This window comes from Prevotella sp. PTAC (assembly GCF_013166535.1).
Taxonomy (GTDB): Bacteria; Bacteroidota; Bacteroidia; order Bacteroidales; family Bacteroidaceae; genus Prevotella.
The window spans coordinates 1-16,017 of the sequence record NZ_JABKKK010000003.1; the positions used below are offsets into that span (position 1 = coordinate 1).

11 protein-coding genes, 2 tRNA genes and 1 pseudogene are annotated in these 16,017 nt (G+C 51.5%); 8 read left to right on the forward strand and 6 right to left on the reverse strand.

What is annotated here, in order from left to right; genetic code table 11:
• Window positions 1–172 precede the first annotated feature (172 nt).
• Window positions 173–970: pseudogene (locus HPS53_RS02795) on the reverse strand (phage integrase SAM-like domain and Arm DNA-binding domain-containing protein); the annotation flags it as partial.
• 243 nt (window positions 971–1,213) lie between these two features.
• Window positions 1,214–1,286 (reverse strand) — tRNA-Phe (locus tag HPS53_RS02800).
• A gap of 123 nt (window positions 1,287–1,409) precedes the next feature.
• Between HPS53_RS02800 and HPS53_RS02805 the strand changes: the two genes are divergently transcribed.
• Together HPS53_RS02805 and HPS53_RS02810 are read left to right on the forward strand one after the other, a co-directional pair.
• Window positions 1,410–1,482 (forward strand) — tRNA-Pro (locus tag HPS53_RS02805).
• A 187-nt stretch (window positions 1,483–1,669) separates the two neighbouring features.
• Window positions 1,670–2,047, forward strand: coding sequence for a hypothetical protein (locus HPS53_RS02810; RefSeq protein WP_172204228.1), 378 nt, complete (start codon window positions 1,670–1,672; stop codon window positions 2,045–2,047).
• Between the two features lie 239 nt (window positions 2,048–2,286).
• Here HPS53_RS02810 and HPS53_RS02815 read toward each other — a convergent pair whose 3' ends face one another.
• The 3 genes from HPS53_RS02815 to pnp form a co-directional block, all read right to left on the reverse strand.
• Window positions 2,287–2,835 (reverse strand): GNAT family N-acetyltransferase, encoded by a 549-nt coding sequence (locus HPS53_RS02815; RefSeq protein WP_172204230.1) that lies wholly within the window; start codon window positions 2,833–2,835, stop codon window positions 2,287–2,289.
• Window positions 2,836–2,956: 121 nt separating this feature from the next.
• On the reverse strand, window positions 2,957–3,571 hold the full coding sequence (locus tag HPS53_RS02820) for a DJ-1/PfpI family protein (protein ID WP_172204232.1): 615 nt from the start codon (window positions 3,569–3,571) through the stop codon (window positions 2,957–2,959).
• A gap of 253 nt (window positions 3,572–3,824) precedes the next feature.
• Window positions 3,825–6,143, reverse strand: coding sequence for a polyribonucleotide nucleotidyltransferase (gene pnp / locus HPS53_RS02825; protein WP_104369292.1), 2,319 nt, complete (start codon window positions 6,141–6,143; stop codon window positions 3,825–3,827).
• Window positions 6,144–6,790: 647 nt separating this feature from the next.
• On the opposite strand from pnp, the gene HPS53_RS02830 reads away from it, so the two are divergent.
• Window positions 6,791–7,936, forward strand: coding sequence for a DUF4369 domain-containing protein (locus tag HPS53_RS02830; protein WP_172204234.1), 1,146 nt, complete (start codon window positions 6,791–6,793; stop codon window positions 7,934–7,936).
• Window positions 7,937–8,181: 245 nt separating this feature from the next.
• On the opposite strand, the gene HPS53_RS02835 is transcribed toward HPS53_RS02830, so the two are convergent.
• Window positions 8,182–9,003 carry an alpha/beta hydrolase gene (locus HPS53_RS02835; RefSeq protein WP_172204236.1) on the reverse strand — a complete coding sequence of 274 codons (822 nt, stop codon included), beginning with the start codon at window positions 9,001–9,003 and terminating at the stop codon, window positions 8,182–8,184.
• Between the two features lie 373 nt (window positions 9,004–9,376).
• On the opposite strand from HPS53_RS02835, the gene HPS53_RS02840 reads away from it, so the two are divergent.
• From HPS53_RS02840 to argB, 5 genes are all read left to right on the forward strand, one after another.
• Window positions 9,377–9,907, forward strand: a complete 531-nt coding sequence (locus tag HPS53_RS02840) for an NUDIX domain-containing protein (protein WP_104369289.1) — start codon at window positions 9,377–9,379, stop codon at window positions 9,905–9,907.
• Between the two features lie 78 nt (window positions 9,908–9,985).
• Window positions 9,986–12,322: a type I DNA topoisomerase gene (gene topA / locus HPS53_RS02845; RefSeq protein ID WP_172204238.1), complete on the forward strand. Its 2,337-nt coding sequence runs from the start codon at window positions 9,986–9,988 to the stop codon at window positions 12,320–12,322.
• A 52-nt stretch (window positions 12,323–12,374) separates the two neighbouring features.
• The gene (locus tag HPS53_RS02850) at window positions 12,375–12,902 is read left to right on the forward strand and encodes a shikimate kinase (protein ID WP_104369284.1); all 528 of its coding nucleotides are present in this window, start codon (window positions 12,375–12,377) and stop codon (window positions 12,900–12,902) included.
• A 140-nt stretch (window positions 12,903–13,042) separates the two neighbouring features.
• Entirely contained in the window at window positions 13,043–14,935 is a 1,893-nt protein-coding gene (gene speA / locus HPS53_RS02855; protein WP_172204240.1) for a biosynthetic arginine decarboxylase, read from the forward strand.
• Between the two features lie 98 nt (window positions 14,936–15,033).
• Entirely contained in the window at window positions 15,034–15,873 is an 840-nt protein-coding gene (argB, locus tag HPS53_RS02860) for an acetylglutamate kinase (protein WP_104369282.1), read from the forward strand.
• Window positions 15,874–16,017: the final 144 nt, after the last annotated feature.

The following is a 16,017-nucleotide window of genomic DNA, read 5'->3' on the forward strand; positions in this document are numbered from 1 at the left end:
CTGAATTTGTATGATTTTGATTATCAGAATTTGGTTAATTCTCAAAATAATATTATCTTCGCATTGAGCTATTTGAAATGATTGGGAATCATGCAAAATGATGAAGGCAGGTGGTTTCTAATCCATTACCTATACCTCTATTATTAGTTTGCAATTTATTGATAATCAAGCATACATTAGTTAGTGCAACAAATGTGAAGCCTGCAAAGATGAAGACATCACGGACAATGGTGATACGCTCTAACGGAAATTCCTTGTGATAGATAGTGAGTAGTTCATCCATTGTCAAGAACTCACGGATAACTTCTTTCTCATGAAACTTGATACCGATAAACGGGTCTTTGGTTATCCATTCGTTGGCAAGTGCGAGATTGGTTATCTTCTTCAGGCACTTCATATAACGGATGACCGTATTTTGTTGGCACTCCTTTTCCGTCTTGAGATAAAATTCAAAAGCACGTACTAGTTCACCATTGATTTCCGACAAGGGCAAATCCTCCTTGTCATATTTCAGTTTGATAAGTTCTGCTAGATAGCGTTTGCAGCTTTCATAACGGCAGACAGTAATCAGCGCATAGTCCTTGCCCACAAGTTCACGGCATTGGTCGTTATGCTCCTGTATGGTTTGGATGAGTGTGCGGACCTCCTTCACTTCTTCGTTAGCTCCAAAGAACTTTTTTTGCAAGATTCTGGCTGTGATGGAGTGGTTCCTCTCTTCCAGTTCATCGAACAGCTTGCGCAACTTGATTTTGGCTTGCTCGATGTAGAGATTGAGTTCACAAGCCTTGCGGCTTTTGCCTTTGGCGCACTCCTTCGCCTGATTCCACAAGGCTGGTTCAATGCTTTTGCGGATATTGTTTTCCACTCGCACACCGTTCACGGTGATACGCATACATACGGAGGCTTCCCCGTTTTTCAGCAGTTTGGCTTTCTTGATAAAGAAAAGCACGTTGAATGAGTCTCTTTTCATGTTCCTACAGTTTTTCGTTGTACAAAAGTAGGAAACCATGCACGCTTTCTTGATACGCAAAATGTTGCAAATCAGAGAGAAGTAATCTTATTCGGTGGAGATTTACGCTCCACCTCTTTTGCTCCACCTTTTGGAACACCAATAACGGTAATATTCTGCCGTTTTTTGCGTCCTCTCGGAAAACAAAAAATCCCGATTTCGTTTGGAAATCAGGATTTTACTGTCTTTTGCTTCTCTTCTAAGTGGTGCCACCAGGAATCGAACCGGGGACACAAGGATTTTCAGTCCTTTGCTCTACCAACTGAGCTATGGCACCAATAGGATTTTTTCAAATCCGAGTGCAAAGGTAGATGTTTTTTTGCATACATGCAAATTTTTATTGATAAAATTGCACGTGTTTCGGATTTTTTCTATACCTTTGCACTCGCTTTCAAGCAATCGGGATGTAGCGCAGTTGGTAGCGCACTACGTTCGGGACGTAGGGGTCGGGCGTTCGAGTCGCCTCATCCCGACAAAATGAAAGGTAAAAGGTTGGTTTGTCCAACCTTTTTTTTATTTGTAGCGGTTCTTATGCAATTTTTTAGGGGCAGTAGAATTTCTACTGACCCAGGATATTGCCACAATGTACGAATTGATAAGAAACCATCATCAATGACAAAGGCAGACAAACTCTGATTGCGCGACCGCATACTGCTATGTATGACAGCGTTTACACTTGCTTCAAGCATACTACTCGAAGCGATGGGAAGCCGTCACTCGTCATGGATATGGATACATATCATTATGGGATGTATGTTTCCCGGCAATGTCGTCTGGCATCTATACTTGCATTTTGGTTGGAAAGCATGGTTCCAGAAGCTGCGTAAACAAGTATCTCCAGTCACTCGGTCGCTTGCCATTTTCACACTTCTTACCATCATCAGTGCTGTTGCGGCTTTCATCCATTGGGTTGGTTCATTCATGCACTCTGCGCTTGGCGGTATTCACGGCAAAATAGGCTTGGCATTCCTCATCCCCACCATCGGACATACAATAAAGCGCATTGGCTTTTATCGCTCAAAACGCTACCCGGTATAACCCGACAAACCATATTAGAGTTATTCTTTACCGACAAACATCACGCGGCTCCAGGTTTGAGAGACTGGACATTAAGAATGCAATTGGCCGCTCTCTACGGACAAACTTTCTATGGCCCTCACCCGGTAATGCACTACCCCATGCTGTCTACATTGTTCTTTTTTATAAATAATGCTGACAAAATAAAGGTTGTGAGAACACCACCTTTATTTTGTCAGCAACCATCATCAATAAAAAATTTATGGCCGCCTGTCATTAGCGGTACGCCACTCTTGCGATGTAAGCCTCAGGAAATGCTCAGTGCGGGTATCACCGAGAAGCGAAGGCTTGCCATACTCCGTGTGATGATACCTGAAACCGCACTTCTCGGCCACACGACGCGATTGGGCATTACCGTCGTAATGTCCAATCCACACTGCCGACAAGGCGAAATATCCGAAACACCGTTCAACAAGCGCCCCGACGGCTTCGGGAATAAGACCTTGCCCCCAATAAGGCCTGCCTATCCAATATCCGATTTCAGCCTCGTTTTTTCTTGTTTCCGATGAATGTGTTCCGTCGGCAAACACCAAACCGCAACATCCTACCGGCTCGCCGGTGGCTTTCAACACTACAGCATAAGTCTCGGGAGCGGCAAACACGGTGCGGATTATCTCAGCACTGTCTTCCACCGATGTATGCGGCGGCCATCCGGCGGCAGGCCCCACAGCCGTGTCCTTGGCATACTTGAACAACGAATTCGCATCGCTCTCTTGCCAAGGGCGTAATATTAATCTTGATGTTTCCATACTGTTATAATGGCATTAACATTCGACCGGTATTCATTCTCCGCATGGACACTCAACGATGCGACACATAATAAGACGTCAACATACCGGCCACGCGCTCTACCGTCCGCTTCGCATCATATTATTCCTTTGCTGGAAACAGCGCGCAAAAGCCCTGCCTGTTGAACCGGTAGTACATCTCTATGCGCTCCGGCGTGTCATTTTCCAATACCAGCAGCAACTCTTTCGCAAACTCTAACGCTGCCGACCCGTTGGCCGTCACCGTCATGCCGTCGCTAACAGCCTGACTGTGCACATACATTTTCTCACCGGTATAGTTGCTGCCTCCCCACGACCGGAGTTGCTCCAAGCCGTTACCGGTATGCCTCACGGTATTGAGAAAACCATGCTTTGCCATGAACGACGCCCCGTTGCATATCGCGCCGACCACTTTACCTGCCTTTAGCGCCTTCTCCACAATCGGCACCACCCTGTCGGCCACGGGCTGATACCAGCCGAAACCGCCTATAAGAACTATTGCGGCATAATCGTCGGGCATCGTGTCGAACGAATAGTCGGGCATCGTGCGGAAACCACCGATAGACCTTACCGGGTCCATCGTGGGCGCCACAACCTTGTTGACATACTTTGGAGTCTCCTTCAACGACTGCTCATCCGATGCTATCGCCTGGGAGAGGTACACTGCCTCATGCGCTGCGTAATCAGGCAGAAGGATATATAAAACTTCGTTGCTCATAATTATATTCTTTAAAATGAATGTATTTATATCTGCATGGCTTCAAGCGTATATACGGATACGCCATCATGCGATGCCCCGTCATCCCAAAACCATTGGTCGTATATAAAATGGTTGTATATGAAAAAAAATCTCCGCCCGGGCAAACTATCACGGGCGGAGACTATCATAAAGCCTTTGGCAAGGCTGTCTATTGCACTATAATCATTTCCGGAATGTATGCTACCCTACTCCGGAAACCATCTTCCACCGTTTAGAAATCCATGTGGTCGAGAGAGTCGTTGAAATCTTTCGGCTCGTGGTTTTCCTGCACCGGAGCTTCGTTGAAGTCATGATGCTGGCGGCGCTCGCCGTGCTCGGGGCGCGGACGACGCTCGCCACGATCAGGACGTGGACGGCGCTCACGACGCTCGCCGCGTGCGGGACGCTCCACATAATCGGCCGGTTTCTCGATGAGCACACGGTGAGAGAGCTTGTACTTGCCGGTCTTGGGGTCTATCTCCATCAGTTTCACCTGAATCTTGTCACCCTCCTTGATACCTGCTTCCTCGACGGTTTCAAGACGTTTCCAGTCTATCTCGCTGATATGAAGCAGTCCGTCTTTGCCGGGCATTATCTCCACGAAGCAGCCGTAAGGCATTATCGAGCGTACTGTTCCGTCGTATACCTCGCCCACCTCGGGTATTGCCACGATGGCGCGTATCTTTCCGAGAGCGGCATCGATGCTCGTCTTGTCCGGTCCGCTCACCTGAACCTTGCCCACACCGTCTATCTCGTCTATCACGATAGTGGCGCCGGTGTCTTCCTGCATCTGCTGTATTATCTTACCGCCCGGGCCTATCACCGCTCCGATAAACTCCTTGGGGATCTCTATCTGTATGATGCGCGGCACGTGTGGCTTAAGTTCTTCGCGCGGCTCGGCTATCGTCTCGGTGAGTTTTCCGAGTATGTGCTCGCGTCCGGCCTTTGCCTGCATGAGCGCCTTTTCAAGTATCTCGAAACTAAGTCCGTCGCACTTGATGTCCATCTGTGTGGCTGTCAGTCCGTCTTTCGTACCGGTAGTCTTGAAGTCCATGTCACCGAGGTGGTCCTCATCGCCGAGAATATCGCTGAGCACGGCATACTTGTCTTCGCCCGGGTTCTTGATGAGACCCATCGCGATGCCGCTCACCGGTTTCTTCATCGGCACTCCGGCATCCATCAGCGCGAGCGTGCCGGCACATACGGTAGCCATCGACGACGAGCCGTTGCTCTCGAGGATCTGGCTCACCAGACGCACAGTGTAGGGGAAGTCCTCGGGTATCTGGCCCTTAAGACCGCGCCATGCAAGATGTCCGTGTCCTATCTCACGACGTCCCACACCGCGCTGCGCCTTTGCCTCGCCGGTGCAGAAAGGCGGGAAGTTGTAGTGCAGCAGGAAACGCTGATAGCTCTTGTCGAGCACATCGTCCACCAGTTTCTCGTCGAGTTTAGTTCCAAGCGTACATGTGGAGAGACTCTGTGTCTCGCCGCGGGTGAATATCGAGCTTCCGTGAGGCATTGGCAGCGGGCTTACCTCACACCATATCGGGCGTATCTCGTCTGTCTTGCGGCCGTCGAGACGTATTCCCTCGTCGAGGATGCAGCGGCGCATGGCATCGCGCTCCACGTCGTGATAGTAACGGTCCATCATGGCGCACTTCTCTTCCAGTTCGTCCTCGGTGAGGTCTGCGTGCGCAGCGGCATAGCTTTCCTTGAACTCTTCGATGATCTTCTCGAACGCTTCGGCGCGCGCATGCTTGTCGAGGGCCTGGCGTGTGATATCGTATGCTTTCTGATAGCACTCCTTGCTCACCTGCTCGCGCAGCTCCTCGTCGTTCACCTCGTGGTCATACTCGCGCTTCACATCCTTGCCAAGTTCTTTCGACAGTTCGGCCTGTAACTCGCACATAGGCTTGATTGCCTCCATGGCCACTTTGAGCGCTCCGATCATGTCCTGCTCGGACACCTCCTTCATCTCGCCCTCAACCATCATTATGTTCTCAGCCGAAGCACCTACCATGATATCCATGTCGGCGTCTTTCATCTGGGCGAATGTCGGGTTCACGACATACTCGCCGTTCACACGTGCCACACGCACCTCGCTTATAGGGCATTCGAAAGGTATATCCGAGCAAGCCAGGGCTGCGGAAGCAGCAAATCCGGCCAGAGCATCGGGCTGGTCAACGCCGTCCGCACTGAGCAGCATCACGTTGACGAATACTTCTGCATGATAGTTTGACGGGAACAGGGGGCGCAGCACACGGTCTACAAGACGAGAAGTGAGTATCTCGTTGTCGCCGGGCTTACCCTCGCGCTTCGTGAAGCCGCCGGGGAAACGACCCGCCGCGGCATACTGCTCCTTGTAGTCGACCTGCAAGGGCATGAAATCTGTTCCGGGAACTGCATCTTTTGCGGCACAAACAGTGGCCAGAAGTACGGTGTTGCCCATACGCAGTACAACACTTCCGTCGGTCTGCTTTGCCACTTTCCCGGTCTCAATGGTGATGGTTCTTCCATCAGCCAGTTGAATACTTTTCGTAATTACGTTCATCTTTGTATTTAAAAACATCTAATAAATAAAATTCGGACAAAGATAATTAAATTCGCACTAACAAACGAATAATGTATGCTATTTTTCGTTTTATTATGATATGACGTGTCTCCTACCTGACGTTCCGATAAAATGGAGGATCCGGCAATCAAACGTGGACGAAGTGTTAAAAACGGTAATCAATATTTACAACAGCCTCAAAATTAAGACCTGTATTTCAAAAAACAAATCGCCTGGTCTCGATTTTCCGAGTATCCGACCGATTAGCGCAACCTCCTCAATACCAGCGATTAACACAAAAACACCCACATCATGACAAGCCGCCCGCGGCAAAAAATCCGGACTTTTTCCTGTAACGGGCATCCCGTTGGGTCGCGTTTAGCCGCCTTTCATCCTCCAACGGGATACCCGTCGCGTCGCAAAACCATGCCAAACGCGACCCAACGGGACGCTAAACGCAAAACCGAAGCCGGGAAACGGCCTCCCATATATCGTGCCGTATATCGTTTCCGCGTCTATTTCACACCAAATCCAAGTGTTAAATTATTGATAATAATATTTACATACGTCCAAAATTCCTATCTTTGCACCATCAATCGGCAAGCCCGCACGGTGTTGCCGGCAGACTTATATCCTCAAAACAATATATGAAAAAGATTATTTTCGTGGCCGCCACGCTGATGGCAATGGCCTCCTGCGATATCGGAAACAAGTATGTCGTGAACGGCGAGATTACCGGAGCGGAAGACTCGGTGCTGTATTTCGAGAACATGAGCCTCACAGGCCCCGTGGCCGTAGACTCAGCCAGGCTCGGTGCCGACGGCAAGTTCGCTTTCAGCGACAAGGCAGGCATGTCGCCGGAGTTCTACCGTCTGCGCATAGGCGACCGGATTATAAACCTTGCCTGCGACTCGGCACGCGATATCACCGTGAAAGCGTCATACGCCACCATGCCCACAGGCTATACCGTCAGCGGTTCTGAGGACTGCGAGCGCATCAAGGAGCTGTCGCTAAGACAGATTGCGCTGCACAAGCGGGTGATGGCGCTCGAGAACAACCACGACATGAACCGCGAGGAAGCGCTCGACAGCCTGATGAAAATCATAGACGAGCACAAAGCATATGTCAAGACAAACTACATATTCAAAGACCCCAAGGCGGCATCGTCATACTTCGCCCTCTTCCAGACACTCGGCAACTTCCTGATATTCAACCCACGCACAAACAGGGACGACATAAGGGTGTTCGCCGCCGTGGCCACGGCATGGGACACCTACTACCCAGAGGCCGAGCGTGGCAAGAACCTGCATAACATAGCTATCGAGGGAATGAAGAATGAGCGCATAGCCGCGGCCGACAGAGACAAAGAAATAGACCCGGCAAAGATCTCGACAGCCGGAGTGATAGACATCAAACTGCCCGACAACACCGGCACGATACACACACTGACAGAGCTGGCCGGCAACGTGGTGCTGCTCGACTTCCACATATTCGGCATGGAAGAGTCGCCCAAACGAATACTCATGCTCCGCGAACTGTACAACAAGTATCACGACCGGGGCCTGGAGATATACCAGGTGTCGGTAGACGCCGACGAGCATTTCTGGAAGCAGAAGACAGCCGCCCTGCCGTGGATATGCGTATACGACAAGAGCAGTCTCAGCTCGAGATACCTGTCATTATATAATATAAGCAACCTGCCTGAGTTCTTCCTGATAGACAGAAACAACAATCTCGTGAAGCGCTCGGAGCAGATGGACGACCTGAGCCTGGAGATAGAGAGACTGCTGTGACAACGGCATGACCGCATGAGAAGACCGGCGGATACCTGTATCAAAGTAAAAAAGGCAAAAAAACGTTGGTTAAAGGCTGCGGTATGAAAATTCGGTCGGTCCCACCTTGGTGGTATGTTACTTGCCACCCGTCTCCTAACCACCCAACTACCAAATAGATAAGTAAAAAAAGCCATGCGGACTCTTTATCGACAGGTTGTTCTCTGTCGCTCATTAGTCCGCATGGCTTTTTTACCTTTTTACCTTTAAAAACTGTTCAGCCACGCTTTCAGGTTGAGAATCATCTCTATGTGGTAAGGGAAACTTTGCTGAATGCCCCATCCGTGACCGCCGGCAGGATAGACATAGAGCGATGCCGGCACATCGTGGCGATAGCATTCAAGATAATAATTGGTGCCGTTTGCCGGAAGAACAACGTCATCGTCGTCGCTCAGGGCAATGAAAGCGCGTGGCGTGGTATGGGTGACCTGCTGATCGCTGCTGTACAGCCGCTCCAGTTTCTTGCCAGGATTGGCTCCGAGGAGATTGTCGTGTGAGCCTTTATGGGTGAAGCTCGGATCCATCGTTATCACCGGATAGAACAATATCTGGAAGTTGGGAGCGGCGTCACCCTTGGCCTTGGTAGCCACTGTAGAAGCAAGATGACCGCCTGCCGACGAGCCCATTATACCAACCTGATTGCGGTCTATATGCCAAGCCGTGGCATTGCGCCGTACCATCCGCATGGCCTCCTCGGCATCACTGACAGGAATGTTACGGTTACCGTGCGGCATACGGTACTTCAACACGATAGCCGCTATGCCCTGGCCATTAAAGAACTGTGCCCAGTCTTTGCCCTCGTGCCCCATAGCCAGCACCGTATAAGCACCGCCCGGACATATCACCACGGCACGCCCCGTGGCTTTCTTGGCATCCGGAAGATATACATACACTTTGGCAACGTCATTCGGGTCGCCGTTATTTCCCGGTGCTTTACCAGGCCACAAATCAAACTCCATGCCTTTCTGAGCCGACGCGGCGAGCACGGCGGCAAGCATGACAAACAGTGTTTTAAATCTTTTCTTCATAATTATCATAGTAATATTCATCCGCAAATATGGCACAAGCCGATGGCCGCGAACCAACATATAAACGGTGTCCCACAGCCTACCGACACACGCAAGCCACAATCTGTCCACTGCAAAGATAACGATTTTTTTCCGTTCGGCACAGTGTTTTCCCCTTTCAGTCGGCTCACAGCCCATCAAAGAGAAGCCGCAAAGGCATAATGCCGCATCATAAAACCCAAATGTTTCCACATAAAACCAATAACGCCGCCATCCGATAAAAAACATACGCTTTATATTGCGGCTGCAAATATTTTTTCGTAATATTGCACATGATATGACATCCGTATGGCTACATGCCCACGTAATTAATACGAAAAAACAGAATACCGAAATGCTGGACAAACTCAACTATTGCCCCAAGTGCGGCAGCAAGCACTTCAACATAAACAACGAAAAGAGCCGTGTATGCGCCAAATGCGGACTCGTGTTCTATGTAAACCCAAGCGCTGCAACGGCCGCTTTCATAGTAAACGACAAGGGAGAGTTGCTCGTGACAAAGCGTGGGAAAGAGCCGGGGAAAGGCACCCTCGACCTGCCGGGCGGTTTTGTGGACAACGACGAGACGGCCGAAGAGGGCATCGCACGTGAGATAATGGAGGAGACGGGACTGGAAGTGAAGAAGACCGAATACCTGTTCAGCCTGCCGAACATCTATCTCTACTCCGGCCTCGACATCCATACTCTTGACATGTTTTTCCGGTGCGAGGTGAGAGATTGCTCCTGTGCACGACCGGCGGACGATGCCGACGAGTGTTTCTGGCTCGCGCCCGGCGACATCCACACAGAGCAGTTCGGGCTGCGCTCCATCCGCCATGCGATAAGGACATATCTCGATATTCACAATAAATCATTAAAAAAGTAGAAATTTTACCTTATATATAATGTAGTGGAAAAGTTTTTGCTTACTTTTGCACCCCAATTATAATAATATCAGTCGATTATGCAAAAGAATTTAGTTATAGTCGAGTCTCCGGCAAAAGCGAAAACAATAGAGAAGTTTTTGGGAGACGAATATAAAGTGATGTCGAGCTACGGCCACATCAGGGACCTGAAAAAGAAAGAGCTTAGCGTCGATGTCAACACGTTGCAGCCCGACTACGAGATTCCCGAAGAGAAAGAAAAGCTCGTCAAGGAACTGAAAAGCAACGCCAAGAAAGCCGACAAGATATGGCTCGCATCCGATGAGGACCGCGAGGGAGAAGCCATATCATGGCATCTGTGCGAGGTGCTGGGTCTCGACGAGGCCAAAACAAGCAGAATAGTATTCCACGAAATAACAAAGCCTGCCATACTCGATGCCATCAACAAGCCGAGAAACCTCGACATGAACCTTGTCAATGCGCAGCAGGCACGCCGAGTGCTCGACAGAATTGTGGGCTTCAAACTCTCACCTGTACTGTGGCGCAAGGTGAAACCGGCTCTGTCGGCCGGCCGTGTGCAGAGCGTAGCGGTACGCCTGATAGCCGAGCGCGAACGTGAGATACAGGCTTTCAACAGCGAGCCATACTATCGTGTGAACGGTATTTTCGCCATCAAGGGCGGCGACGGAAGCGTGACAGAGGTGAAAGCCGAACTCGGCACACGCTTCAAGACGGAGGCTGAGGTTACAGATTTCCTCGAAAAGTGCAAGAACGCACGGTTCACGATAGAGTCGACAAACAAAAAACCGCTCAAACGCACCCCGGCACCGCCATTCACCACATCGACGCTTCAACAGGAGGCGGCACGCAAACTCGGCTTCACAGTGAGCCAGACGATGATGGTGGCGCAGCACCTGTACGAGAACGGACGCATCACTTACATGCGTACTGACTCTGTAAACCTATCCTCACTGTGCCTCAACGCGAGCAAAGACGAGATAATAAAAGTGTGGGGAAAGGAATACAGCCATAAACGGCAGTACCATACGAACTCGAAAGGAGCGCAGGAAGCGCACGAGGCGATACGCCCAACATATATGCACGACCATGAGATAGACGGCACCACACAGGAGAAACGCCTCTACGACCTCATCTGGAAGCGCACGGCGGCAAGCCAGATGGCCGACGCGGAGATTGAGAAGACCACCGTGTCGATAAGCATACGGCCGGAAACGGGCGACAAAAGCATGCCGCAGTTCATGGCAACGGGCGAGGTGGTTAAGTTCGACGGTTTTCTGAAAGTATACCGCGAGTCGGCGGATGACGACGAACAGCAGCATGACGACGAGGCCAACAGCCACATACTGCCCCCCATGAGCGAGGGTCAGGAACTGATGTCGAAAGAGATTACCGCCACCGAGCGCTTCAGCCAGGGGCCGCTCAGGTACACCGAGGCAAGCCTCGTGCACAAGCTGGAAGAGCTGGGCATCGGGCGACCGTCTACATACGCCCCTACAATCAGCACCATACAGCAACGCGAATACGTGCACAAGGGCGATAAAAAAGGTGAAGAGCGCACCTTCACCATCGACACGCTCAAAGACAACAAGATTACACGCCACACGAAAAAAGAGATGGCAGGCAGCGACAAAGGCAAACTGCTGCCCACAGACATAGGCATTGTGGTGAACGATTTCCTCATGAAATACTTCCCGAGTATAATGGACTACAACTTCACCGCCACCGTGGAACAGAAGTTTGACGAGATTGCCGAGGGCAAAGAGAAATGGACAGACATGATGAAAGACTTCTACTCGAAGTTCGAACCGATCGTAGAGAACACCATGAACACCCGCTCGGAGCACAAAGCCGGTGAGCGGCAGCTCGGCATCGACCCTGCAAGCGGCCGGCCTGTATTCGTGAAAATCGGCCGTTTCGGCCCCGTTATACAGATAGGCGCGGCAGACGAAGAGGAGAAACCGCGCTTCTCACAGCTGCCGTCCGACAAGAGCATGGAAACCATCACGCTTGAAGAGGCGCTCGAACTGTTCAAACTACCACGGGAAATCGGCGAGTATGAGGGAGAGAAAGTGATTATCGGCGCAGGCCGTTTCGGCCCTTACGTGCTGCACAACAGAAAATACGTGTCGCTGCCAAAGGGCGAAGACCCGATGACCGTGACACTCGACACGGCCATAAGCCTCATAGAAGAAAAGCGCAAGCAAGAGGAGCAGCGCCACATCAAGGCATTCGCCGAAGAGCCGAAACTTGAGATTCTCAACGGACGATACGGCCCGTACATCGCCTACGACGGCAAGAACTACCGTCTGCCGAAACCCGTTCACGAAAAGGCGGCCGAGCTGACGCTCGAAGAGTGCATGGAGATAATAAAGGCCGCTCCCACCAAAAAGAAATGAAAAGAACGCACCTTCCGACGAGAAAGCGATAATCCCCGGAATTAAGAAGCTGATGAGGAGAATAATAATAGTAGGCTACATGGGAGCCGGCAAGACCACTGTAGGCAAGGCTCTGGCCAAGGAGACCGGCCTACGGTTCTACGACCTCGACTGGTACATCGAGAGCAGGATGCGCAAGACCGTACCCATGATTTTCGCCGAGCGTGGCGAGGAGGCTTTCCGGCAGATCGAGCACAACATGCTCCACGAGGTAGCTGAATTCGAAGACGTGATAATCAGTTGCGGCGGAGGAACCCCCTGCTTCTTCGACAATATCGAATACATGAACGGCCAGGCGCAGACAGTATATCTGAAAGCGTCGCCCGACGTACTGTACAAACATCTTATGATGGGCAAGACGGAAAGACCTCTGCTTAAAAACAAGACTCCGGAAGAACTGATGACATTCATACACGAGCAGCTCGGCAAGCGCGAGCCTTTCTATTCGAAAGCGCGTCACACGCTCGATGTAGACCTGATGGACAACTACGAGAAAATAAAAATATCTGTATCAAGACTCAGGGAAATCCTGAAAATATGATTGTTAACCGCCGGCGGGCATCCCCCTTTCCCGCCGGCCGTAATCCGTTGCGGACAGCACCGGCGCTCCGCGAGATTATAACCGCACCGTTAATATTTTATTCACAACCCCTAACTTCTTTATTTTTTTTAGCAAACGAGATGAAAAAGTGGACAATCGAAGACTCTAAGGAACTTTACAACATCAACGGCTGGGGCACGTCCTATTTCAGCATCAACGACAAAGGGAACGTCTACGTCACGCCAAGCAAAGACGAGGCACAGATAGACCTGCGTGAGGTGATGGACGAACTGGCGCTGCGCGACGTAACAAGCCCTGTGCTGCTGCGCTTTCCCGACATCCTCGACAACCGCATCGAGAAGACAAGCAGTTGCTTCAAGAAAGCGGCCCAGACATATAACTACAAGGCCGAGAACTTTATAATATATCCCATCAAGGTGAACCAGATGCAGCCGGTGGTGGAAGAAATAATATCGCATGGCCGCAAATTCAACCTCGGCCTCGAAGCCGGCTCGAAGCCGGAACTGCACGCCGTGATTGCCATCCAGTGCCAGAGCGACTCTCTCATAGTGTGCAACGGCTACAAGGACCAAAGCTATATAGAACTGGCCCTGCTCGCGCACAAGATGGGCAAGCGCATATTCATCGTCGTGGAAAAGCTCAACGAACTTGAAATCATTGCCCGCGAGGCAAAGAAGCTCAACGTGAAGCCCAATCTCGGAATACGCATCAAGCTGGCGGCAAGCGGCAGCGGCAAGTGGGAAGAGAGCGGAGGAGACGCCAGCAAGTTCGGACTCACAAGCAGCGAGCTGCTCGAAGCGCTCGAGCTGCTCGACAAGAAAGGCATGCATGACTGCCTGCGCCTGATACACTTCCACATAGGAAGCCAGATAACGAAGATACGACGCATACAGGCCGCCCTGCGAGAGGCATCGCACTTCTACATACAACTGCACAAGATGGGGTATAACGTTGACTTCGTAGACTGTGGCGGCGGACTGGGAGTAGACTACGACGGCACACGCTCGCCGAGCAGCGAAAGCTCGGTGAACTACTCGATCCAGGAGTATGTCAACGATTGCATATACACATTCGTGGACGGTGCCGACAAGAACGGCATACCCCACCCCAACATCATCACCGAAAGCGGACGCTCGCTGACGGCCCATCACTCGGTACTCGTCATCGACGTGCTCGAAACGGCATCCCTGCCCGAGATGGACGAACAGTACGAACCGGATGAGAACAGCCATCAGCTCGTCAAAGACCTATACGAAATATGGGACAACCTCAACCCACGCACCATGCTCGAAGACTGGCACGACGCCGAGCAGATACGCGAAGAGGCGCTCGACCTGTTCTGTCACGGTATTGTAGACCTTAAAACCCGTGCCGAGATAGAGAGCATGTATTGGAGCGTATGCCGGGAGGTCAACATATTGGCGAAGCACCTCAAGCACACGCCCGAGGAGCTGATGAACCTCGACAAACTGCTTGCCGACAAGTATTTCTGCAACTTCTCGCTATTCCAGAGCCTGCCCGACTCGTGGGCTGTAGACCAGTTGTTCCCCATCATGCCCATCCAGAAGCTCGACGAGCGGCCCAACCGCAGCGCCACGCTGCAAGACATCACCTGCGACAGCGACGGCAAGATAACCAACTTTGTCACAAACCGCAACAACTCGCACATCCTGCCCGTACACCCCCTGCGCCGCAACGAGCCTTACTATCTCGGTGTTTTCCTCGTGGGGGCGTACCAAGAGATACTCGGCGACATGCACAACCTCTTCGGAGACACCACGGCGGTGCACATCAGCGTGAAAGACGGACACTACCACATCGACCAGATATTCGACGGCGAGACGGTGGCCGAGGTACTCGACTACGTGCAGTACAACCCGAAGAAACTCGTGCGCCAGCTCGAAGTGTGGGTGACCAAGAGCGTGAAAGACGGCAAGATCAGTCTCGAAGAGGGCAAAGAGTTCCTCAGCAACTACCGATCTGGACTGTACGGATATACTTACTTAGAATAGAGAAACCACTCCCTGCCTCCCCGAAAGGGGAGGTCAAGGGATGCCCGGCTCATAATTCCCATTACTACCATAAAACCACATTATTCCCATAAAATCCGATGAATCCCATCACTCCCCTCACCCAATACCACAATTCCTCTCCTTCGGGGAGACCGGAAGGAGCCAATCCCCACCTCACAATCGTGAAAGTAGGCGGTGCCGTAGTCGAAGACACGGTCCAGCTCGAAAGGCTCCTCAATGACTTCGCCGCCATTAAGGGACGCAAAATCCTTGTGCACGGCGGCGGACGACGTGCCACTCAAGTGGCCTCACGCCTCGGGATAGAGAGCAGGATGGTCGGCGGACGACGCATTACCGACTCCGACATGCTCGAAGTGGTGACAATGGTATACGGCGGACTGGTGAACAAGACGATAGTAGCCGGGCTGCAAGCGGCGGGAGTGAACGCCCTCGGACTGACCGGTGCCGACATGGACATAATCCGAAGCCGCAGACGACCGGTGAAAGACGGTGTCGACTTCGGTTTCGTAGGAGACGTGGAGCGTGCGGACGCCGACGCTCTCTCACACCTGCTCGACGCCGGAGTGACCCCCGTGATTGCCCCGCTGACCCACGACGGACTTGGAAACATACTCAACACCAACGCCGACACCATGGCCGCCGAGACGGCAAAAGCGCTCGCCAAGAGCCACGACGTGACGCTGATATACAGTTTCGAGAAACCCGGAGTACTCCGAAATCCCGACGACGACAGCAGTCTTATACCCACAATCACACATGACGACTTCGCCCGATACAAAGCCGACGGCACCATCAGCGGCGGCATGATACCGAAAGTAGAAAACGCCCTCGCCGCCGTCGATGCAGGCGTGAGCCGTGTGATCATCACCCTCGCCAGCGCAATAGACGGACGGCACGGCACCGTGGTGACAAAATGACGGCAAAACGGATTAAAGGTAAAATGGTAAAGAGCCGCTTTTAAAGACAAGTGGACCTAAAGGCGGAAAGATGCGCTTACACATAACTCAGGCATATATTTTCTGTAATTTGAGATTGCTTTCACCATAATGCCTGTTTTCATT